The organism is Exiguobacterium sp. s57, from assembly GCF_018617685.1.
Classification (GTDB): Bacteria; Bacillota; Bacilli; order Exiguobacteriales; family Exiguobacteriaceae; genus Exiguobacterium; species Exiguobacterium marinum.
Genome location: NZ_JACSKR010000002.1, coordinates 197,099 through 217,814 on the forward strand (window position 1 = coordinate 197,099; position 20,716 = coordinate 217,814).

The window sequence follows — 20,716 nt, forward strand, 5'->3', positions numbered from 1 at the left end:
GTACACAATGATATAGGATTGTGGCAATCATGACTCACACCCAGTCGATTTGAAAGCGTCCGCCTGGACCGATTTGTTGAATCAGTGAACGGTCTTCTTCGATGACTCTTCCGATGACATTGACTCGTTCATCTGCCGATAAATTCTGCTTCGTCACTTGTAATTCTCCTGCATATCGACCGTAACGTTCATTGTCGATCGTGATACTACCACTCAGCCTTTCTTCTGTGTATCGCGGTCGAATCCGTTGATTTCCGGGTCTGCCGTAAGCACGAGACTCAACGGAACGAAGGACATCACGGGCAGGGTCCATCCGATTCGTGTGACGGGTCGGAAGAGAATCATCACGATCCCGTGCAGTCGCTCGAAGGACGATGATTCCCTCATCGTACGCCTGAAACTGTCGCATCGTCGTATCTGATACATACGGGTCGCCAATCAAGATCCGATCGACTGTCGTTTGCAAATCGACATAACACGAAAAAGGAGACTTGTAACGATGCGCTTCGAGTGTCGGTAACGTCTCATGAAGGGGACCACGCAACCGCTCTTCTCCCGGGATGAACGCTTGTATCTTGATTCCTTTTGACCGGAGCCAAAGGTTTTTTTCATCAAACCACGTACGCTCGAGCCCTGTTTCCGGACGAGGATAAAAATTATGCCACGCTTCTACGCGTTCTCGTTGTAATCCGTGCCGAAGCATCTCTTCGAGTTCTTTTTCTGTGAGCGTACTCGCATTCAATGCAACCATCATCTGTTTCGATAAAGCAGCGACTTGTTTCGGCGTAACGCCATAATCGACTCGTAATCCCGTGATGCCCCAATCTAAAAGCATATGCGCATCGTCCCAGTCCTTGCCGAGCGCCTGTAAAGAAGGCGGGGCAATATCTGCTACGAGTTCCATATCGAGGCGTCTTGCCAACGCACCTAACTGCTGGAGTCGTTCCGTATAGGTTGTCGGGTCGTCTTCTGGAATATGAAGCGACGTGAAGATGCTCGTAAACCCTACCTCTCGCATACGTTCCATCCAATCAATTAATTCAGGTGACAGTTCCTCGCTCAAGTAAATTGAAATCCCTCTCATACCTATCACTCCTTACCAAAAGTAGAGAAAAAGATGACTCGCTTCTGAGCCATCTTTGTTTATTAGATCCCGTCCGCCATCTCTTCTTTAAAGCCGAAGAAATACGTGAATAAAAAGCCTGCCGTATATGAAATCAATAGTCCTGCAATGTACGTCAAATACATGCCGTTATCAATCAATGGTGTGAGCGATAGACCGGATACACCAATTCCGAGCGCCGCTGTCTGCATGGTCGCTTGGAATGCCCCACCGACCGCGGCCCCGAGACACGCCGTCAAGAAGGGACGTCCGAGCGGGAGCGTAACCCCGTAAAGAAGTGGTTCGCCGATTCCGAGGAACCCGACCGGGATGGCTCCTTTGATAATATTACGCAGGCGCGGGTTGCGTGTCTTCACAAAGATCGCAAGTGCTGCACCGACTTGACCCGCACCGGCCATCGCCAATATCGGAAGGAGTGCTGTCGTCCCGACCGTATTCAACAGTTCCAAATGAATCGGCGTCAATCCGTGGTGTAACCCGACCATGACGAGTGGTAAGAAGAATCCGGCAAGTACTGCTCCCGCTACCGGCCCCCCGACTTCAAGCGTCGCATTGATGCCTCGCATGATGCCGTCTGATAATAATCCTGCGACTGGCATGATGGCATAAAGGGCAGTAAATCCAACGATTAGGACAGTAAAGAGTGGTGTAAAGATAATATCAATCGATACCGGCATGAAGCGACGAATGTGCTTCTCGATATAAGTCATGAGCCAACCGGCAAAAATAACACCGAACAGCCCTCCACGCCCGACAACGAGTGGTTCCCCATAAATAACGATATCCGCGAGGAGCGGGTTGAATAGAATTCCCCCGGCAATTGCCCCGAGTACCGGCGTTCCCCCAAACTCTTTTGCTGTATTCCACCCGACAAGGATGGCCAAGTACGCAAAAACTGTACTCCCGAGCACGAGCAGAATTTGCATCCACGTCTCTGTTCGGTCGACACCGGCATTGACAGCGAAGTTCGCCGCACCGTTAATAATCCCCGAAGCGACAAGTCCAGGAATGAGCGGAATGAAGATGTTTCCGAGGCGACGAAGGAATCGTTTGAACGGTGACTTTTGCTTCTCCTTCACCTTCTGGCGTTCAACAGCCGCACGTTCCTCTAACGTTAAGTTCGCATCCACCGACTCTTCCCCAATCGCTAATCCCGTTTCATGGCTCATATAGTCCGCGACCCGATTGACGGTACCCGGACCGACAACAATCTGCAACGTCTCATCATCGATGACTCCCATGACGCCGTCAATCCTCTTCAATGCGTCAAGATCTGCTTTCGTCGCATCTTTCAACGTCAACCTTACACGTGTCATACAGTGCGCGAGTTGACGGATGTTCTCTTTACCCCCGACATGTGCGAGGATGTCCCGTGCTAATACCTCTTCTTTCTTCACCTTGAATTCCCCCTTATAGCGCCTCACGGACGAATCCGTTCGCACTCTCTAATCGTTTGATAGCCTCTTCATAAGAGACGTCCGCTAAAATCATGACGATTGCTGTTTTGACGTGGCCTTTGGATGACACAAAATAACGCGCGGCCGTCTCCATGTCGACCCCTGTCGCTTCTGCAATCATCCTCTTGGCACGCATTTCTAGCTTTTCATTCGTCGGCTTCACGTCGACCATCAAGTTTTGATACACTTTCCCTACTCCAATCATCGACGTCGTCGATATCATGTTGAGGACAAGTTTTTGAGCCGTTCCTGCCTTCAATCTCGTCGAACCTGTCAACACTTCCGGTCCGGTCTCCACTTCAATCGGATAATTCGCATGTCGGCTGATGACGGCATCGCGATTGCATGAAATCGCAGCCGTTATCGCACCGATTTCACGTGCGTAGTCGAGACCCCCGACCACGTATGGTGTCCGACCACTCGCCGCAATCCCAATGACCGTATCGTCCGCTGACAATTGAAGCGCTTTCAAATCTTGAACCGCCAATTCCTTACTGTCTTCTGCTCCCTCGACGGCTTTAACGAGCGCACGTTCGCCACCTGCAATCAGTCCGATGACTTGGTTCGGTGACACACCGAACGTCGGCACACACTCTGCAGCGTCTAAAATACCGAGTCGCCCACTCGTACCCGCTCCGATGTAAATCAAGCGACCGCCTTTACGAAAGGAAGCGATGACCTGCTCTACAACTTGCGCGATGACCGGGAGTTGTTCTTGAATCACTTGAGGGACTTTTTGATCCTCTGCATTCATAATCGTCAATCGTTCCTCAATCGACATCTCGTCCAGTTGCATCGTTCGTTCATTCCGTCTTTCTGTAGCCAATTTATCTAGCATCGCCACCATCCTTTCTTCTCTATGATTTCATCGTACTATATTGAAACTTAAAGTCAATTTATAATTTAATTTTTATGAAATTTAATTTCAAATGAGATTCAAAAGAAAACTCACTCCAATCGAATGAGTTGTTTCTTCAGGACGTGAACGCGCACGTCTTTATTCGTGACCGAATCCTTTTCGTATTCATAGCCGTTCCGTTCCCAAAATCGGCGGGCTCTCTCATTATGAGGAAGCACTCCTAACCGAAACTCTGTTTGATATGGACGCATATATTGATTTTCCAACTGTTCATACAACGTTTGCGCCAGACCTGTCCCGTGAAGCGACTCATCGACGACGAACAAACCGAGCCAAAGCGAGCCATCTACCGGGTGTTTTTTTAAGAGGTCTGCGATTGCTATGATTCGCTCTCCTTCGCGAAAAATCAGGCTCATTGTCCCTTCTTCTTCAAAATCCGCCACGTTCTCGTCACGAAACATCTCGATTGTCTGTTCATTCAATCTTGCGAATGTACGTTGGCTCATCAAAAAGTCTTCCAACTCTTGACGATCTTCAGCCGTATATAGTCGAATCATCGGCGCAACTTCACCATCTCATCTCGTGCTTCCGCATAGCGATCGATCAACCCTTCTCCCTTACGGTGAAGGAGACCCATGTATAACGTATCGACAATCGTCAACTGCGTCATCCGTGAGGCGATGCTCGCGATTCGGAAGTCGCTCTCGACATTCGGTGTGCAAAGTCGCACGTCCGCTTCCCGATAAAGTGGTGACTTGTCCAAGTTCGTGATGGCGATGACGGGCACACGTTTCTTCTTGGCGAAACGAACAAGTTCGAGCACATCTTTCGTACGTCCCGACGTGCTGATGGCGACGAACACGTCTGATTTTCCTAAATGCGGAATCAGCGACAACATATAATGAAAATCCGGTGATGTCATGGCTGCATATCCCAGTTTCGTAAACTTATATTGCGCATCAATCGCCGCAGTCGAAGATCCGCCGACGCCATAAAAGATGACACGGTTTGCACGTGCGAACAAATCCACCGCATGCTCGAGTTCTCGTTTGTCCATCGCTTCGGCGCATGCTTCGATCGCCGCTTTATTGACGTGAATGACTTTTTGAAACGAGTCGTACGGGGTATCTTTTTGCTGAAGGACATTGAAATCTGTCAATGTCGTCTCCGTGACGGCCAGGTCTTTCACGAGCGCGAGTTTAAATGCTTTAAAACTATCAATCCCGATTACTCTAGCGAAGCGAACGATACTCGCCTCAGACACATCCGTCTTTTGGGCAAGCTCTTTCGTGGTCATATTTGGAATGAGCGTTGAATGCGACAAAATGTAGTCCGCAATTTTCTTTTCAACCGCTGTCATATCGTCTTTTGCTAAATCAATTTTCGTAAGTAAGGATTCCATCGGGTCATCCCCTTCCTGCAACTGTTGTTCTTTTATGATAGCGGATTCTTTCCTCATATTCCAATCGGTTAAGAAGGTCGAGCGTTCGCCCGGCCTATAAGTCGTTCGTAGTGAACGTATCCCCACCTTGAATGGTTCCGTTCTCAAATCCTCTTTCGAACCATCGCATCCGCTGTTCAGAAGTACCATGCGTGAACGAGTCCGGTGTCACGTATCCACGCGCCTGACGTTGTAACGTGTCATCCCCAATCTGATGCGCGGCATTCATCGCCTCTTCGACGTCTCCAGCTTCAAGATACCCTAATCCTTGTGCATGATGGGCCCATACGCCCGCGTAGTAGTCTGCCTGTAATTCAAAACGCACGAGATAACGGTTGAATTCCGTTTCACTCATCTCGTTACGAAGCGGCATGATTTCTCCTGTCGCCCCGAGGAGTGTCTGCACATGATGCCCGACCTCATGGGCGACGACGTATGCCATCGCAAAGTCACCGGGTGCATTGAAACGTTGGCTCAATTCATCATAAAAACTCAAATCGATATATAGTTTTTGGTCGCCGGGACAATAGAACGGACCAACGGCCGACCCGGCAATACCACAAGCGGATTCGACTTGTCCTGAAAATAGGACGAGCGTCGGCTCTTCATATGTCATCCCATTTTTAGCGAATATGTCTGTCCACACTTCTTCCGTATCTTTTAAAACGACCGCTACGAAGTCCGCCATCTCCTCTTCACGAGCCGTTCCCGTATACGTTCCCTCCGATTGAGGTTCCCCTATTCCGATGTTGTTGACGAGATCCGTCGGACTGCCTCCGTTCAATAACGTAAAGACGATGACGAGAATCAATCCGAGACCACCCCCGACCCCGGCAATCCCTTTTCCTCCGATGCTCCGTCCCCGTCGGTCCTCGACGTTACGGCTCTGTTGTCTTCCTTTCCACTTCATCTTCATTCCTCCTACATTCGCTCTGTCTTGTTACATACCCGAAATATATAAAAAATGAGCGCCTGCTTTGAGGTAGATGAGAATTTTACTTTTCTCAGCGAACGGGATTCACTACAATATAAGAGACTTCAGCAAAGGAGGAATGACCCATGCCTTACGTAACGGTAAAAATGCTTCCGGGCCGTACCGTGGAACAGAAACGTGCGTTGATCGAAAAGGTGACGGATGCCGTCTCCGAGACGACGAACGCCCCGAAAGAGAACATCACCGTCTTCATCGAAGAGATGGATGCGACACATTACGGACAAGCCGGTGTGATGCACGCGGATAAGAAATAAGTGACGAACGGACTCCTGACATGGAGTCCGTTCGTCATGTCCACCTCAGCACCTAGTCAACTATGTACACGTTGGACGTCTTGAATCTTCGTGTGTAATCCAATTAGAACATCTTCAATAAAATCGTCGACCTCTTCAGGAGACATATACATATATTCATGTTGCGGGTTATATGGATGTGACTGATAAAAAGATGTGATGTTTTGAATTTGTTGTGCTGTCTGTCCTTGAGGGAAAAACGGTAAGACGTCTTCGAACGAGTCAATGTGACAGAAATCCGTCCAAAAGATATGATTCGGATGGTTTGCCAAGTACTCAAAGTCAATCCCGTACCAGTCCGTCTTGACTAAGCGGGTATAGTCTGGTGTCCCGACGATTGCCTTTACAATCGGTTCTTCTTTTTTCGCACGAGTTAACCGCACCCAATATTCGTCTGTTACCAGATGAAAGTAGTAACCGACTAAATAAGACCATTCAGCGCTCGTATGTCGTTCGGGGTCATCCAAATACGTCTCTTTGAACAGGTCAGACGAGATTCCGTTCTTCGTTTTGAAATGCGTGATCGTTTTTGGTGGTTCAGGACGTCCATCTGCTCCGACCAGTCCACAATCCGGACCGATATTTCCTACTAAAAAAGATATGCGATCAAACGAGGAATTCGTTTTCAGAATCTTCTCCGCTATTCGAAAATGTGTTACCCATGTCGCCAATTTTATCCCTCCACTTTTATATTCAGTCTTCCCGATTCACGTCGAACCGTTCGCTCGGAACAGTCGGCTTGATCAAGTGACGTGTCGCTCGCCAGATGTGATAGCCGATACGGTCGAGCCAGAGCAATACTTGTACTTTTTGTATCGTCAGGTCCATCTCCAGTTGATTCGCTGCCGTCTCTTCTAACAGTTCCGAACGATGTGCTTTCCGATACTCCGCCAGTTGTTTCGAGGCCTGTTTCCACAGCTTTGAATCCTCCGGTGGCGTATGATGATTCAGTTGATTCACAAGGTCAAGCTCATGTAACACAAGTTCTCGTGCTACTAAAAAGTCGGTGTCCCGAAGTACGTGGACCGGTTCGATTTCCCGCAAGACGTATAACCAGCGTTCCAGGTGGTCAATCGTGTGCAAGAGAGATAAATGTTGACCATAATCATTTCGCTTTCCATCATCCTCAAGACGTATCGTGCTCAAAAAGAAACGAACGTCGCTCAACGTCTTGTCGACGAGGATCAATTCATCTTCACGTAGTCGCCCTTCACGGACGAGCAACTCGGTCTCGTTCCCTAAATAACGCTCGATTTCAAGTAAAGAACGTCGTGCCGCTTCCAAAGCGACTGTCGGGAGTTGAGACATATTATTGTCCAGCAGATGCGTCAATTTTTCTGACCGACTCGGAATCCACTTCAGTAATCGACGTGCGAACGTTTGATAAAAAGGCAGGAACAAGATCACACCCAGTAGATGGAATGTCGTATGGAATAAAGCGAGGCGCAACAAATCGTTCCAGTTGAACCAATCGGCCACTCGATTGACGACCTCGAAGAGAACGGGAAATGTCAACCACCCCATGAGGACAATCGACACATGGTAGATGGCATGAGCCAACACGATGCGCCGCGCCGATTTCCATCCACCAATCGAACCGAGTGCCACGACAAGGCTCGTTCCAGCACTCTGACCGAGCACCAAATAAGCAGCCTGTGGGAGTGAAATCGCCACTGTCGCAAGGGCCGTCATCGTTAACACGAGTCCAATCGTCGACGACTGAAGGATGGCGGTCATCATGAACCCGATTCCAATCAGAACTACCTGATGCAGAATAGTCATTTCACCGACCGAGCCAAACGAGAACGTGACGACATCCCCCATTGCTTCTTGAAGTGTTCCAATTCCAACAAAAATCAACCCGATGCTGACGAGAAACAATCCAATACGGCGAAGGCGCGGACGGGAGAGACGAAACACCATCCCGATTCCAATGAGCGGTAGAAACAACTGGCGCACGTCTAAATTGTAGCCAAGGACGGCAATAATCCACCCTGTCGTCGCACTCCCTACATTGGCTCCAATGACGAGCGGTAACGATTGTGTGAACGTGAGGAGCCCTGCACTCACAAATCCAATCGTCATCAACGTAGTGACCGAAGAAGATTGGAATAAGGCTGTTAACATAGCACCAAGTGTCGCACCTGACAAATAGCCATCGGTGAATTGATTCAAGTGATGACGTAGTCGTGTACCCGCCCATTTTTTGAGCGTGTCTGTGAGTAGTGTCATGCCGAGTAAAAATATCCCGATTCCGCCAATCAGTGTCGCAATCTCCATCGTGTCACGCTCCTTTGCGTGCTTATTCGTCTTTTAATGTCGACAAAATCCACGATTTCTCGTTGGCATAATCCTTCAAGTTCAACAACACATCTTCCGGATAATAAATCTTTTCATCCGACTGTCTCGAGTTCAAAATCGACTGGACGAGCATCGACACTTCTGAAATCTCTTTCCGCTCACCGTCATTCATCTGAAGATAAATCCCTTCATACTTTCCTTGGCCTTTATACAAGTCATATGGCAATTGACTTAACTGATCTTCAAGCAAATAATATTTCGACGGTAACCCGATTGTTTCCATCGTCTGACGGAGACGTTCCATATGACGGTCACGGTTCGCTTCCGGGAAGTTTTTATATTTCAATAAACGACGATTCACGAACCGACTGGACAGATCGGCCAAAATCGAGTCTTCCTCATCCATCCACTCTTGGAAATAAAAGTAGACGACCGTTTCATCCAACTTCAAATATTGTTCGAGCGTCATCACTTTTCGTTCAAAAATTGGCAAGAAGTGCTTCGGGGTCAGGTTGAAGGCATAGCCACTTTCATACAGTTCCTGTGCTCGCTCAAGAATCGCTTTCAAGAGAAGGTCGCTCGAACGTGTCGCCGGATGAAGGTACACTTGCCAATACATCTGATAGCGACGCATGATGTAATCTTCAATCGTGTGCATCCCCGACTGCTTGACGACGACTTGATCTTCATCTGGACGCAAGACGCGCAACATGCGCTCTAAATCAAATTTCCCGTAGCTGACACCTGCGAAGTGCGCATCTCTTAGCAAGTAGTCCATCCGGTCGACATCGAGTTGCGAACTGAGTATGTTGACAATTAGACGATTCGGGTGCGTCTTGTTGATGATCGAGGCCACTTCTTCCGCAAATCCGACACCCATCTCGGATAACACTTTGTTAACTTCGGTATCCCCTAAAATGATTCGTTCGGTCCATACTTCATGGCGAACGGAAAAGACGTGTTCGAATGCGTGCGAGAACGGCCCGTGCCCAACGTCATGTAAGAGTGCCGCTGCTAACAACAACTCACGGTCTCGGTCGTTCCATTCTGGGTACTGTTGGAACTGATCGATTAACTGGCGTGCGATTTCGTATACACCGAGCGAGTGATGAAATCGTGTGTGCTCTGCGCCGTGGAACGTCAAAAAGGACGTTCCGAGTTGCTTGATGCGACGCAAGCGCTGAAACTCTTTCGTGTTGATCAGCTCCCAAATAAGATGATCGTAGACGTAAATATAACGGTGTACCGGGTCTTTAAACACTTTTGATCCAGATAGTTGTCCTCGTGACGAGTACATGACATGCCCTCCTACGTTTCGTTATGTTCTAGATTCGACTTCAAACGAATCGTTCCCTCCGTGCTATAATGAGAAGGAAAATTATTTGTGAAAAGGAATTAAGTATATGATCCATCCATTATTAAAACAACCGAGTTATCGTGTGATCGACCAATCGAGCCTTGGCACGATGTTTCAAGCGGAACAATCGTTCGCAACTGACGATACGTTATGTGCTTCAACCCAACAATCAGGCGCTGTCTTGCGCGTATGGGTGCACACGAATACGATTGTACTCGGAATCCAAGATGCAAGGTTGCCTCATTTAAAAGATGGGGTCCGGTATTTGCACGAGCGCGGCTTTCGACCGGTCGTCCGTAACTCGGGCGGACTCGCCGTCGTGTTAGACGAGGATGTCCTGAACTTATCTTTAATCTTACCCGAGAATGACGGGATTCAAATCGACAGCGGCTATGAGGCCATGACCTCCCTTATCCAACAGATGTTCCAAGATGTCACGAGCGACATCGTCCCAGGTGAAGTCGTCGGCTCGTACTGTCCGGGAAGTTTCGACTTGTCGATTGACGGGAAAAAATTCGCCGGTATTTCGCAACGACGCGTCCGTGGCGGTGTCGCCGTTCAAATTTACTTGAGCGTCAGACAGAGCGGGAGCGAACGTGCCGAAATCATTCGAGACTTTTATGATTTGGCGATCCAAGAGGAAGCCACCAAGTTCACGTACCCTACCATTGTACCGGAAACGATGGCTTCGCTAGAAGACTTGCTCGGCATTCCCCTCACGGTTCAAGATGTTCTTACACGGGCCTACCGCGTCCTTTCCACTGTCAGCACGCTCCAAAACGCGTCACTGACAGCTGAAGAACAAACGACACTCGTGAGCCAGCTCGAACGGATGTGGAAACGGAATGAACCGCTACGCGAGATTGAACAACAATTAACAGAGGAGTGATTCATCCAATGTTTAAACTGATCACAGACACCGGAGCCGATTTGACACACGATCAAATCATCGAATACGGTCTTGAGATTTTACCGCTCGGTGTCATCATCGACAACGAAGAGTTTTTAGACGGGGAAACGATTCAACCGAAAGACGTGTACGATGCGATGCGTCAAGGCAAGACGCCGAAGACGTTCCAAATCGAGGCGTCACGTATTGAACATTGCTTCCGTCAGCATCTCGAGGCGGGACTGCCGTTCTTATATCTCGCCTTCTCAGGTGAACTTTCTGGTACCTATCAAACCGCCGTCATGGTCGGTGAGATGCTGAAGGAGGAGTATCCAGACAGCACATTCAAGATCCTCGATACTCGAACCGCTTCAGTCGGACAGGCGTTATTCGTCAAGACAGTCGCAGAGTACAGTCAAGAGCACACGTACGGAGAAACAGTTGCGTATGCTGCTTCGCTCGTCGGAAAGATTCGCCACTTGTTCACGGTCGAATCGCTCGAATATTTGATGCGGGGCGGACGTGTCTCGAAAGCGAGTGCCTTCATCGGTGACTTGTTGACGATTTTACCGTTATTGACGGTCGAGGACGGCAAGCTCGTCCCGATTGAAAAAGTACGCGGTCATAAGAAAGTCATGCGTCGCATGGTCGAATGGACCGTTGAATCGAAGCCGCTCGTCGAGAACGGGGACCTTTTCATCGGTCATGGTGACGACCTAGAAAAAGCCGAACAGTTCGAGAAGATGGTCTGCGAACATCTCGAACCGAAGCACATCACGAAGACACTTGTCGGCTCTGCCATCGGTGCCCACACCGGTCCAGGTCTACTCGTCATCGCCTATTTCGAAGCATGAAAAAATGAGCTCTCCCGATTTTCGGGCGAGCTCATTTTCGTTTAGCGATTCCAGTTTTTAAATCCATCACCAAACTGCGCATAGTTCTCGTCTTGGAATACACCGTCCACAAATTTTGGTACATCTACCGGCAACTTCCCTTGCGGCTTCACTTCACCGAAGATGGCACGAATGCCTGCCGGTAAGTTCGGTCCTGCCGACTTCAAGTTACCCGCTTCCGAGTCTGGTCCGTTCGGATCGCCTTTGAATCCATAGATCAATAGCTGCGCCGGTGCTTCTAGCTGAACGGCAATATCATATGGATTACGCAAACTGAGTAAGACCGACTTCTTCCCTGTCTCGTTGGCGTAACGGAACACTTCGGCCGGTACATAATGATCGGCTGACGTCGGCTTTAATTTGACGCTGTTGTTCACGTTTGAACCGACGATGATATAGTCAGCCGCCTCAACTTGTTGCCTTAGTGCCGGATTTCGATCTAGATGTGGCGTCGATGCTGAATAGTTGGCCGTGATGACGTTCACGTCTTTCATATTCCCCGCATTCTTTTCTAGTGACTTAATCGTTTTCATCATGCTGTCTGTCTGGTCTTTCGTTGGTGACAAGACGAGCACCGTGTCCCCTTTTTTCGGTTTGAACGGGAGCGTCTTATTCTCATTCTTCACAAGAGTCACAGCCGCTTCCGCGATTTCACGCTCTTTCACTTTATGTTCTGCGCTTCCTACGACAGTATTTGCTTCCGCAAGCTTCGCCTCGAGCGTAGTCGAGTTCATCGTTTCTCCCCAGATGCCCCGTTCTGCCTTGAGTTTTAAAATCCGTTCAACCGATTCATCGATGGTCGCCTCCGACAAACGTCCATCGTTCACTGCCGCGATGACTTCCTCAAAGATCGCCTCGAGTTTGATCACGTCCGCCTCCGAACGTAAAATCGTCGGCATGAGCGCAATATCGACACCTGCTTCAAACGTCTTGATGACCGCTTCCGCTTCCGTGAAGTTGTCTGCGATAGCCTGCATGTTGAGCGCATCGGTCACAACGATTCCTTCATATTCGAGTTCCTCACGGAGCACTCCCGTAATGACATCGTCCGAGAGCGTCGCCGGAAGCGGGAACGTGCCACGATCTGACTCGACGACCTCGTCTTCAATCTGCGGCATCCCGATATGTGCTGTCATAATCATATCGATGTCTTCCATGATGGCACGTTTGAACGGTAGCAGTTCCAGTCCGCGCAACTCGTCGAGCGTTTTGTCGACAATCGGTAATCCGTAATGGGAGTCGACGGCTGTATCTCCATGACCTGGGAAATGCTTCGCCGTTGCCGCTACGCCTTGGTCTTGAATGCCTTTCGTCATCGCTGATCCAAGTTCGCCGACCAGGTCAGGATCGCTCGAGAAGGAACGGACCCCGATGACTGGATTCCCTGGGTTATTGTTGACGTCTAACACTGGTCCGAAGTTCACGTTTACCCCGAGTGCGTGTAATTCAGAACCGATGATTTCCCCTGCATCATAGGCATATTGACTGTTTCGAGTCGCTCCAAGCGCCATATTCCCCGGTAAATTCGTTCCCGTCCCAAGGCGTGTCACAATCCCACCTTCTTGGTCGATTGTGACGAATAACGGAATATCATTGCTGGCATCTTGTTTCACGACTTCTTGCAGGTCATGAACGAGTTTCGTCGTCTGTTCCGTCTCTTTCACGTTTTCCGCGAATAAAATGACGCCCCCAAGGTCAAATCGATCGATGACTCGCGCAACTTCCGGTGCAAGTTCCGTATGGTTCGCCCCGTTCCATAGTCGGAAGTCCGGCATGATCATCTGTCCGATTTTTTGAACGAGTGTCATCGATTCCAATTTCGTGCTGACACGCTGATCAATCGACATGGTCGGTGTCCCTTCCGCCACGACCGCGTCCGCTGCCGGAACCGATGAGACGAGCAACGCCGTCGTCAATCCGAGTGTTGCCGTCCAATTTAATGCCTTGTTCATGTTCCCACTCCCCTTAGTCAAATTTGGCTGACCCCCCAAACGAAAAGGCATGGAGGAAGAAGCGTTGCCTCATCAACGCTCGTTCACCCCATGCCTGATCGCATCAGTTACATTTGGTTCTTATTCAGGTGGTCAACAACAGTATAGCAACTCCACTTTTCAGAAACAATCGCCCTAGTGAAAGCGTAACCATTTTGAAACAATGTTTCTGTTTTGATACACAGAAAACTGTATTGGTAAAACCAATAATTTCTCTGGTTCGTTTTTGATTCTTTTTTTGGTAAACTCAATTCGTTACAGGTTAACTTAAAAAAAGGGGGAGTTTTTTGTGGCAAGAGGGGAACTGAAACGCAAGCCGGAATGGTTAAAGATTAAATTGAACACGAATGAAACATATACCGGCTTAAAAAACATGATGCGTGAGAAAAATCTACATACGGTATGTGAGGAGGCGAAATGTCCGAACATCCATGAATGTTGGGCGGTACGTCGGACCGCGACTTTCATGATTTTAGGAAGTATTTGTACACGCGCCTGCCGCTTTTGCGCCGTCACGACAGGTAAACCGAACGAGCTTGATTGGGAAGAACCGAAGCGTGTCGCCGAATCCGTACGACTCATGAACTTGAAGCATGTCGTCATCACGGCCGTCGCGCGTGACGACTTGAACGATTACGGGGCTACCGTCTTCGCGGAAACGGTTCGTGCCGTCCGCGCCATGAACCCGGAAACATCGATTGAGGTGCTCCCGTCAGACATGATGGGTGACTTCTCTGCCTTGCAGACGTTGATTGATGCGGGTCCTGACATCATGAACCATAACTTAGAGACCGTTCGTCGCCTCACACCGAGAGTCCGTGCCAAAGCAACGTATGACCGGACCCTCGAGTTCTTGAAGCGTTCGAAAGAACTGAATCCGGAGATCCCTACGAAATCATCAATCATGGTCGGACTCGGAGAAACGAAAGAAGAGTTGATTGAAGCGATGGACGACCTTCGCGCGCACAACGTTGATATTTTGACGCTCGGTCAATATTTACAGCCGACGAAGAAACATCTCGAGGTCGAACGTTACTATCATCCAAACGAGTTCGCCGAGTTGAAAGAAATCGCACTAGCAAAAGGATTCTCACATTGTGAGGCAGGTCCGCTCGTCCGTTCTTCTTACCATGCGGACGAACAAGTACACAAGGCACGTCGCCACACGATGTTGCCAATCGATTAACAGAAAGAAGAGAGATTATGACTGGTACGACGTGGCACTTACTTAGAACTGAATCCACTTCACCGGCTGAGAACATGGCGATTGACGAAGCCATCGCCAATTGGGTCGCGAAGGGAGAACTCAAACCGACGCTCCGTTTTTATTCATGGGCACCTCATGCGATCAGCGTCGGACGTTTCCAGCGGGCGACACGTGACTTGGACCGCGAGGCGCTCACGAAGAACAATATCCCAGTCGTTCGGCGACTAACCGGGGGACGGGCCGTGTTACACGCGGATGAACTAACATATAGCGTCATCTTGCCCGAGTCGACACCGGCTCTTCCGACGAATATCATCGAGAGCTATCGATTACTCACGGAGGGTGTCCGCCGCGGTTATCATGAGCTCGGTGTACCGGCCGAGTTTTCGGTGCCGTTGACGGAAGAGGACCGTGAGGCGCTCCGCAAACCAAAATCAGCCGTTTGCTTCGATGCCGCCTCGTATTACGAGCTTGCCGTCGACGGGAAGAAGATTGCGGGTAGCGCACAGGTACGTCATCAAGGGGCCGTGCTTCAACATGGATCGATCCCGCTTTCTGTCGACGATGAGGTGTTGTTCGACTGCTTCACGATGGAGGAGCACGAAAAACTTGAAGCCAAAAACCGCTTCAGCGAAAAAGCCGTCGCCTTGAATGACACGTTACAGCGCTTCGTCTCCTTTGACGAAGTAGCAGCCGCATTTGAGACCGGCTTCAAAGACGCGTTCTCCTTGACGTTCGAACCACTCGTCTTTACGACAGAACAGCGAGCTGAGATCGATTTGCTCGTGAAGAAGTATGAGAGTGACGAATGGGTCTGGAAACGCTAAAAAGATTGTCCCTTTTTTACGGGGACAATCTTTTTTCATGCCACATTCGTTCGGCGCAACAGATGGCGCACATCCCGGAACGTGACGAATGTTTTATTGTTTTCATCATATAACTTGTAACGTAACGACTTCAGGCTTGAAAATAACCCGATTGTCGTTGCTCGCTGTAATGGTGGTGTCGACGTATGTGCCTTCTCTAAATGATAGTTCGGCACTCGTGGACTCAAATGGTGAACGTGATGGAAGCCGATGTTCCCCGTCACCCATTGAAGCACTTTCGGCAATTCGTAATACGAGCTTCCTTCAATAGCCGCCTTTACGTAATCCCATTCCTGTTCATCTTCAAAGTAGGAATCTTCGAACGTGTGCTGAACATAGAATAACCAAATTCCGAGCACGCCGGCGATGAACATTGTCGTCCCTTGTACGATAAGGAACGCTTGCCAACCAATCAGATAAATGAGCGCGCTATATAAGACGACGAGAGAAATATTGATGATATACGTATTTTGGCGTTCTTTTTTACGGGCATCTTTTCGATTGAAACGACTCGTCACGAGAATGAGCCAAAGTGGTCCAAGACCGAACATAACGAGCGGATGACGATATAGGCGATACTTTAGACGAGTCCATTTTGACGCTTCGATATACTCCTCAATCGTCATGACCCAGATGTCGCCGACGCCCCGTTTATCCAAATTCCCACTCGACGCATGATGAATCGCATGCTCGCGTTTCCACTTCTCGTAAGGAAACAACGTCAAAACACCGGTAATCGTTCCGACGATGGCGTTTGCCTTCTTATTCTTAAAGAACGAACCGTGTGTACAGTCATGGAAGATGATGAACATCCGCACGACAAATCCTGCTGCAATTAACGTGAACGGTAATGTCAGGAAAATGGAGACACTCAGTAGTTGATACGCCAAAAACCATGAAACGAGAAACGGTAAAATCGTATTGATCATCTGCCGCACACTAATCCGAATATCGGACTTTTCAAACGGCGAGACGTGCTTTCTTAATTGGGCAATCTTTTCTTTACTCATCACGACCTCCTTGAACTCAACAGCGTCACAACGCAAAAATATAGATAAAACCAACAACCGACGTTGTTCAATGTGAATTCATGAATTGGAAGTAGTCCCTATCAAGAATTAACACTAGGTCATTATATCACGTATAAATAACGTATGGTGAACATTCAGAAAAAAAGACTTGTCCCCTATCTCTAGAGGCAAGTCTACCTAATTTATTGTTGCGTATAAATCGAGACGGACCCACCATTGACGAAGAACTCACCCCAACCGTCCGCATTGATCATCACGAGACGCCCGTTATTGCCGGTCATGTCTTTCCATACTTCTCCCGCGTTCTGCTTTCCGACATACATCCATTTCGACCCGCCCGGTCCGTCCGACAAAATCGTCGCAAGTCCCGACTTCGCACGGTCTGTCACCCCTTCGCGCGTCCACCCGATGACGTCTTGATGATTGATGTAATCATGCTGCGTGCCATAGGCAAAGTCTTTACGTGCTTTCAAAATCGGCTGAAGCGACCCTGACATGTTCGGGATTTCACGGTTTGTCGTCCCCTTCGTTCCGTAATAATCCCCGTAGAAGAGCGTTGGATACCCTTGATCACGCGTCATGATTGTCGCATAGGCGAGCGGTTTAAACCAATTGGCGACTGTTGACTCAAGTGATTGCCCTGGTTGTGAGTCATGGTTGTCGACAATCGTCACGGCGAGTGTTGGATGCTGCTCGACGACCGTTCCTTTTAGAATGTTGCGCATATCATAGTAACCGCCGCCGTTCCCTGCCGCTTGGAAGTTGTAGTGGAGCGGCACATCGAACACCGAGTGGGTATATCCCGTCTTCGCCAAGTAATCATTGATGGCTCCCAGGTCATTCTTCCAATACTCCGCAACCGTGAACATCTCTTTTCCGGTTGCCTGACGGACACTTGTCACCCATTCCTTTAAATACGAATGGTTGATATGTTTGACCGCATCGAGACGGAATCCATCGAGACCGAGCGAATCGGCGTACCATTTCCCCCAGTTTTTCATTTCCTGTCGTACTTCTGGATGTTCAAAATCGACATCGGCGTACATCAAGTAGTCATAGTTCCCGTTCTCACCGGATACTTCACTGTCCCATGCTTTACCGGTACTCTTAAATTTATAAATCCGGCTCAAGCTTCGTGACTGATCCCAGTCGGTCCCGTCAAAGTGATACCAACGCCACTTGAACGGCGAGTATGTATTGTTCCGTCCCGCGAAATTGAATCCGGTCCAGGCGGAAATCGAATATGCTCCCGACGTCTCCTGATTCCGATTGGAAGGATTGACCTCGACAGCTTGAACGGACTCGGTATAATCCGCTCCGCCCTTATGGTTCATGACGACATCTCCGTACACGCCGATTCCTTTTCCGCGTAAGTTCGAGATCGCCGACTGTAGCTGCGCTTTCGTTCCATACTTCGTCCGAGTCGTCCCTTTTTGATTGAATTCCCCAAGGTCATACAAATCGTACGCCCCGTATCCGACATCATTTTGTGACGTCCCTTTATACGCTGGCGGGATCCAAACGGTCGAGACCCCAATGTCTTTCAAGTGCTGCGAATCGTTCGAGAGACGGTTCCAATGCAGTCCGTCGTTCGGGACATACCATTCAAAGTATTGCATCATCGTACCGTTCTGCGGAGTTGCCGCTTGTGCGACCGGTTGCCCCAAAAGAAGGGCAATCGATGTCACCCCAGCCAGGACGGCAGCTCCCTGTCGTTTCTTCAACATCCTTCATTCCTCCTCAATTAATTAATGAAAGCGTTTGCATTAATCATTGTGAAGGATTTTGATTTTGTTGCATAGACCGATGTCCAAAAATAGTTCTCTCTAACTAACTATTTTTCATTCGAATAGTTCAGTTGAACGAAACAAAGACGGATGGCTTGTGCCATCCGCCTATTCATCCTTGACGGCTTATTCGTTTTCGCTTGAATCGGTAGCCGATGTACGGTAGTCCTGTAAATATGAGACCGATTGTCACGAGTAGTTGAACGCCAATCAATATCATTTCGACTACGGTCGGCCAATCAAACTGAAACAAGGAAAAGAGCGCAATCCATAATATACCTAGGATGAGCGCAGCCCGTCCCATCTGACGTTCCATGTCATGATATTTCTCCTCTGTTGTTTCGATATCCGAGTAAATCGGCTTAGCATCTCGATCCCCTTTGAAAATATGAATCTCATCCCCGGTCGATGTGACATGTTGCCACCCACTCGACGCAAACAGGTCAAAGTAGTCTTCATCTGGACGAGTTCGATAATCCAAACTATATTGAACGTCTTCCGGTTCCCCTTCGACAAGCGTATATCCTAAAGGGGCAAACTTTTTCAAATGCCAACCCTTCGCCGCCATTCGCTCCAATTTCCGCATCTCACGCTCTTCGGCAAACGCTAGTCCCCAGCTCGACATATACTTCTGTCTCATCGTGATCCCTCCATATCTAAAATGGCACAGGCATCTTCGACCATCGCCTGTCGTCTTTTCACATCATCTGCCAGAATCGAACGCCCTTTACGCGTAATCTGATAGTTCTTTTTCTTTCCGTCTCCGTCCATCGGTTCAATCAATTCGGCGTTCAACAACTTTTTGATGATTGTATACATCGAAGCCGGACCAATTTGCATTCGCCCTCGCGTAGTCTCTTCGACAAATTGCATGACCAAATAGCCATGACGCGGCGTCGTGAGCGCCAATAAGATGTAAAACATACTATCCGTCAGTTCCCCTAACTCCAAGGAGTCCGTTCGCGGCATCTCCCCACCTCCTATATCATTAAATGATACATCTCTTACATTCAATATATATCGTTAAATGATATATGTCAATAAATGATATAAAAAAGTCGCACCCATTTAGGTATGCGACTTCTGTGTGGATTGATTTAGCTTGTGACGTAATCCAAATCATGCAAAATATACGCCAGGAAGAAGATCATGCTTGGATTCTCATAACGCATCTGCACTTTACGGAGCTGCTCGCGATACGTGACCTCATACTCGGCCCCGTTCATCTTCCGCTCCATGTTCATCTTGATGAGTGCATCGAGTTTGTCCATCATATCGACAAGCATTCCTTCATACGTATCATCTTTCGAGTCGGCCATATATCTCCGGAATGCCGGTTGCATATACTCAGGCAACAGTCCAAGCAGACGTTCACTTTCCGCCCGTTCGTACGCCTCAAACGCAGCCCCTGTCTCTTGCGTCGAATGTTTGACTGGACCGAGCACGTCGCCTGTCACCCCTTCCACTAAGTCGTGACAGAGAAGACGGGCCACGAGTTCGGCGACATCGACATCGACGTCGTACTTCTCACGCTCTAAGAGCCCACTGAACATACCGAGTGCAGCCGCGCGGAAACCGTGAATCGCATCGTTGTCGTCAATCGTGTTGAAGCGACCTTTCCAACGACGCACACTATCCATCCGCATGACGTTCTCGATGAACCGTAACACATCCGTCTCTGCCTCGACCTGGTCGAACAGCCAGCGAACCGAATCAATCGGATGATGACGGAGTGCAGCTTTCATCTCTTCTAATTTGTCATCGAAATGTGGAGAACCGTGCGCGACTTCCCGTCGCACGAACAGCATCGCATCGAATGAATCGATTCCGTCGACGATTCGTCCTTCAAATGAGTCATCCTCCGCCTCGACAACGAAGCGATGAAAGTGAGGACGTAGCGACTGCGAGAGCAACTCGACAAGACCGAGGCTCGCTGTCCGCTCCATCCGCTCGATGTGACCAATCAACGTCGGTTCTTTTTTCGTCCGGTGCATAATCGGGCCCGTCTGCACTTCATTCATGTCGTGGAAAATAGCTTTCCCGAGCAAATCGAGCAAGTCGACTTCACGCCCGTTCTCTTTCTCCACGTAAGCCGCGATCAAGCTGAAGACCGCGACACGAAAACTGTGACTTGCAGCATTGTCATGATAATGCGGGGCATATTCGTCCCATCGTTGCACGTTTTGCATGCGTGTCATCTTTCGGATAAACGTTCCGTTATGCATGA

At 49.0% G+C, this 20,716-nt stretch carries 20 protein-coding genes; 5 read left to right on the forward strand and 15 right to left on the reverse strand.

The genetic code is table 11. The annotated features are described in order from the left end of the window. Positions 1-34: 34 nt before the first annotated feature. The 6 genes from KNO98_RS07365 to ypfJ all read right to left on the reverse strand — a co-directional run bounded on the left by KNO98_RS07365 (position 35) and on the right by ypfJ (position 5,790). Entirely contained in the window at positions 35-1,084 is a 1,050-nt protein-coding gene (locus KNO98_RS07365; protein ID WP_214700243.1) for a DUF871 domain-containing protein, read from the reverse strand. A 62-nt stretch (positions 1,085-1,146) separates the two neighbouring features. Beyond that, the gene (locus KNO98_RS07370) at positions 1,147-2,520 is read right to left on the reverse strand and encodes a PTS transporter subunit EIIC (RefSeq protein ID WP_214700244.1); all 1,374 of its coding nucleotides are present in this window, start codon (positions 2,518-2,520) and stop codon (positions 1,147-1,149) included. Between the two features lie 13 nt (positions 2,521-2,533). Next, the gene (gene murQ / locus KNO98_RS07375) at positions 2,534-3,427 is read right to left on the reverse strand and encodes an N-acetylmuramic acid 6-phosphate etherase (RefSeq protein WP_214700246.1); all 894 of its coding nucleotides are present in this window, start codon (positions 3,425-3,427) and stop codon (positions 2,534-2,536) included. Positions 3,428-3,528: 101 nt separating this feature from the next. Further along, positions 3,529-3,996 (reverse strand): GNAT family N-acetyltransferase, encoded by a 468-nt coding sequence (locus tag KNO98_RS07380; RefSeq protein ID WP_214700248.1) that lies wholly within the window; start codon positions 3,994-3,996, stop codon positions 3,529-3,531. Further along, positions 3,993-4,841 carry a MurR/RpiR family transcriptional regulator gene (locus tag KNO98_RS07385; protein ID WP_214700250.1) on the reverse strand — a complete coding sequence of 283 codons (849 nt, stop codon included), beginning with the start codon at positions 4,839-4,841 and terminating at the stop codon, positions 3,993-3,995. Before KNO98_RS07385 ends, KNO98_RS07380 begins: the two co-directional genes overlap by 4 nt. 94 nt (positions 4,842-4,935) lie before the next feature. Continuing rightward, positions 4,936-5,790, reverse strand: a complete 855-nt coding sequence (gene ypfJ, locus KNO98_RS07390; protein ID WP_214700252.1) for a KPN_02809 family neutral zinc metallopeptidase — start codon at positions 5,788-5,790, stop codon at positions 4,936-4,938. 149 nt (positions 5,791-5,939) lie between these two features. On the opposite strand from ypfJ, the gene KNO98_RS07395 reads away from it, so the two are divergent. Next, complete coding sequence (locus KNO98_RS07395) at positions 5,940-6,128, forward strand: 2-hydroxymuconate tautomerase (protein WP_012727443.1); 189 nt, start codon at positions 5,940-5,942, stop codon at positions 6,126-6,128. Positions 6,129-6,184: 56 nt separating this feature from the next. Here KNO98_RS07395 and KNO98_RS07400 read toward each other — a convergent pair whose 3' ends face one another. Genes KNO98_RS07400 through KNO98_RS07410 form a run of 3 tightly spaced genes read right to left on the reverse strand, consistent with a single transcriptional unit; the run spans position 6,185 to position 9,765 of the window. Then, on the reverse strand, positions 6,185-6,838 hold the full coding sequence (locus KNO98_RS07400) for a hypothetical protein (protein ID WP_214700254.1): 654 nt from the start codon (positions 6,836-6,838) through the stop codon (positions 6,185-6,187). A gap of 22 nt (positions 6,839-6,860) precedes the next feature. Beyond that, positions 6,861-8,447, reverse strand: coding sequence for a Na/Pi cotransporter family protein (locus KNO98_RS07405; protein WP_214700256.1), 1,587 nt, complete (start codon positions 8,445-8,447; stop codon positions 6,861-6,863). A gap of 22 nt (positions 8,448-8,469) precedes the next feature. Further along, complete coding sequence (locus KNO98_RS07410) at positions 8,470-9,765, reverse strand: HD domain-containing protein (protein WP_214700258.1); 1,296 nt, start codon at positions 9,763-9,765, stop codon at positions 8,470-8,472. Positions 9,766-9,871: 106 nt separating this feature from the next. Between KNO98_RS07410 and KNO98_RS07415 the strand changes: the two genes are divergently transcribed. Further along, complete coding sequence (locus KNO98_RS07415; protein WP_214700260.1) at positions 9,872-10,714, forward strand: lipoate--protein ligase family protein; 843 nt, start codon at positions 9,872-9,874, stop codon at positions 10,712-10,714. Positions 10,715-10,722: 8 nt separating this feature from the next. Beyond that, positions 10,723-11,568 carry a DegV family protein gene (locus tag KNO98_RS07420; protein ID WP_214700262.1) on the forward strand — a complete coding sequence of 282 codons (846 nt, stop codon included), beginning with the start codon at positions 10,723-10,725 and terminating at the stop codon, positions 11,566-11,568. A gap of 41 nt (positions 11,569-11,609) precedes the next feature. Here KNO98_RS07420 and KNO98_RS07425 read toward each other — a convergent pair whose 3' ends face one another. Beyond that, positions 11,610-13,559 (reverse strand): glycoside hydrolase family 3 protein, encoded by a 1,950-nt coding sequence (locus KNO98_RS07425; protein WP_214700264.1) that lies wholly within the window; start codon positions 13,557-13,559, stop codon positions 11,610-11,612. A gap of 328 nt (positions 13,560-13,887) precedes the next feature. Between KNO98_RS07425 and lipA the strand changes: the two genes are divergently transcribed. Then, positions 13,888-14,784, forward strand: coding sequence for a lipoyl synthase (gene lipA, locus KNO98_RS07430; RefSeq protein WP_214700266.1), 897 nt, complete (start codon positions 13,888-13,890; stop codon positions 14,782-14,784). Between the two features lie 17 nt (positions 14,785-14,801). Continuing rightward, a complete protein-coding gene (locus KNO98_RS07435) occupies positions 14,802-15,632 on the forward strand; it encodes a lipoate--protein ligase family protein (RefSeq protein WP_026825017.1) in 831 nt (276 codons plus the stop codon). Positions 15,633-15,667: 35 nt separating this feature from the next. On the opposite strand, the gene desA is transcribed toward KNO98_RS07435, so the two are convergent. The 5 genes from desA to KNO98_RS07460 all read right to left on the reverse strand — a co-directional run bounded on the left by desA (position 15,668) and on the right by KNO98_RS07460 (position 20,714). Then, positions 15,668-16,681 (reverse strand): Delta(5) desaturase DesA, encoded by a 1,014-nt coding sequence (gene desA, locus KNO98_RS07440; protein ID WP_214700268.1) that lies wholly within the window; start codon positions 16,679-16,681, stop codon positions 15,668-15,670. 203 nt (positions 16,682-16,884) lie between these two features. After that, on the reverse strand, positions 16,885-18,429 hold the full coding sequence (gene amyS, locus KNO98_RS07445) for an alpha-amylase (protein WP_214700270.1): 1,545 nt from the start codon (positions 18,427-18,429) through the stop codon (positions 16,885-16,887). A 172-nt stretch (positions 18,430-18,601) separates the two neighbouring features. Then, positions 18,602-19,129 carry a DUF2812 domain-containing protein gene (locus tag KNO98_RS07450; RefSeq protein WP_214700272.1) on the reverse strand — a complete coding sequence of 176 codons (528 nt, stop codon included), beginning with the start codon at positions 19,127-19,129 and terminating at the stop codon, positions 18,602-18,604. Then, a complete protein-coding gene (locus KNO98_RS07455; protein WP_214700274.1) occupies positions 19,126-19,458 on the reverse strand; it encodes a PadR family transcriptional regulator in 333 nt (110 codons plus the stop codon). The genes KNO98_RS07450 and KNO98_RS07455 overlap by 4 nt, the downstream gene beginning before the upstream one ends. Before the next feature lie 128 nt (positions 19,459-19,586). After that, on the reverse strand, positions 19,587-20,714 hold the full coding sequence (locus KNO98_RS07460; protein ID WP_078147724.1) for a YfbR-like 5'-deoxynucleotidase: 1,128 nt from the start codon (positions 20,712-20,714) through the stop codon (positions 19,587-19,589). Positions 20,715-20,716: the final 2 nt, after the last annotated feature.

Coding starts and splice junctions, on each gene's coding strand:
- desA (WP_214700268.1), bottom strand. CDS start 16,681: ATGAGTAAAGAAAAGATTGCCCAATTAAGAAAGCACGTCTCGCCGTTT.
- ypfJ (WP_214700252.1), bottom strand. CDS start 5,790: ATGAAGTGGAAAGGAAGACAACAGAGCCGTAACGTCGAGGACCGACGG.
- murQ (WP_214700246.1), bottom strand. CDS start 3,427: ATGGTGGCGATGCTAGATAAATTGGCTACAGAAAGACGGAATGAACGA.
- KNO98_RS07420 (WP_214700262.1), top strand. CDS start 10,723: ATGTTTAAACTGATCACAGACACCGGAGCCGATTTGACACACGATCAA.
- amyS (WP_214700270.1), bottom strand. CDS start 18,429: ATGTTGAAGAAACGACAGGGAGCTGCCGTCCTGGCTGGGGTGACATCG.
- KNO98_RS07380 (WP_214700248.1), bottom strand. CDS start 3,996: ATGATTCGACTATATACGGCTGAAGATCGTCAAGAGTTGGAAGACTTT.
- KNO98_RS07435 (WP_026825017.1), top strand. CDS start 14,802: ATGACTGGTACGACGTGGCACTTACTTAGAACTGAATCCACTTCACCG.
- KNO98_RS07385 (WP_214700250.1), bottom strand. CDS start 4,841: ATGGAATCCTTACTTACGAAAATTGATTTAGCAAAAGACGATATGACA.
- KNO98_RS07405 (WP_214700256.1), bottom strand. CDS start 8,447: ATGGAGATTGCGACACTGATTGGCGGAATCGGGATATTTTTACTCGGC.
- KNO98_RS07410 (WP_214700258.1), bottom strand. CDS start 9,765: ATGTACTCGTCACGAGGACAACTATCTGGATCAAAAGTGTTTAAAGAC.
- KNO98_RS07455 (WP_214700274.1), bottom strand. CDS start 19,458: ATGCCGCGAACGGACTCCTTGGAGTTAGGGGAACTGACGGATAGTATG.
- KNO98_RS07425 (WP_214700264.1), bottom strand. CDS start 13,559: ATGAACAAGGCATTAAATTGGACGGCAACACTCGGATTGACGACGGCG.
- KNO98_RS07460 (WP_078147724.1), bottom strand. CDS start 20,714: ATGCATAACGGAACGTTTATCCGAAAGATGACACGCATGCAAAACGTG.
- KNO98_RS07395 (WP_012727443.1), top strand. CDS start 5,940: ATGCCTTACGTAACGGTAAAAATGCTTCCGGGCCGTACCGTGGAACAG.
- KNO98_RS07415 (WP_214700260.1), top strand. CDS start 9,872: ATGATCCATCCATTATTAAAACAACCGAGTTATCGTGTGATCGACCAA.
- KNO98_RS07450 (WP_214700272.1), bottom strand. CDS start 19,129: ATGAGACAGAAGTATATGTCGAGCTGGGGACTAGCGTTTGCCGAAGAG.
- KNO98_RS07365 (WP_214700243.1), bottom strand. CDS start 1,084: ATGAGAGGGATTTCAATTTACTTGAGCGAGGAACTGTCACCTGAATTA.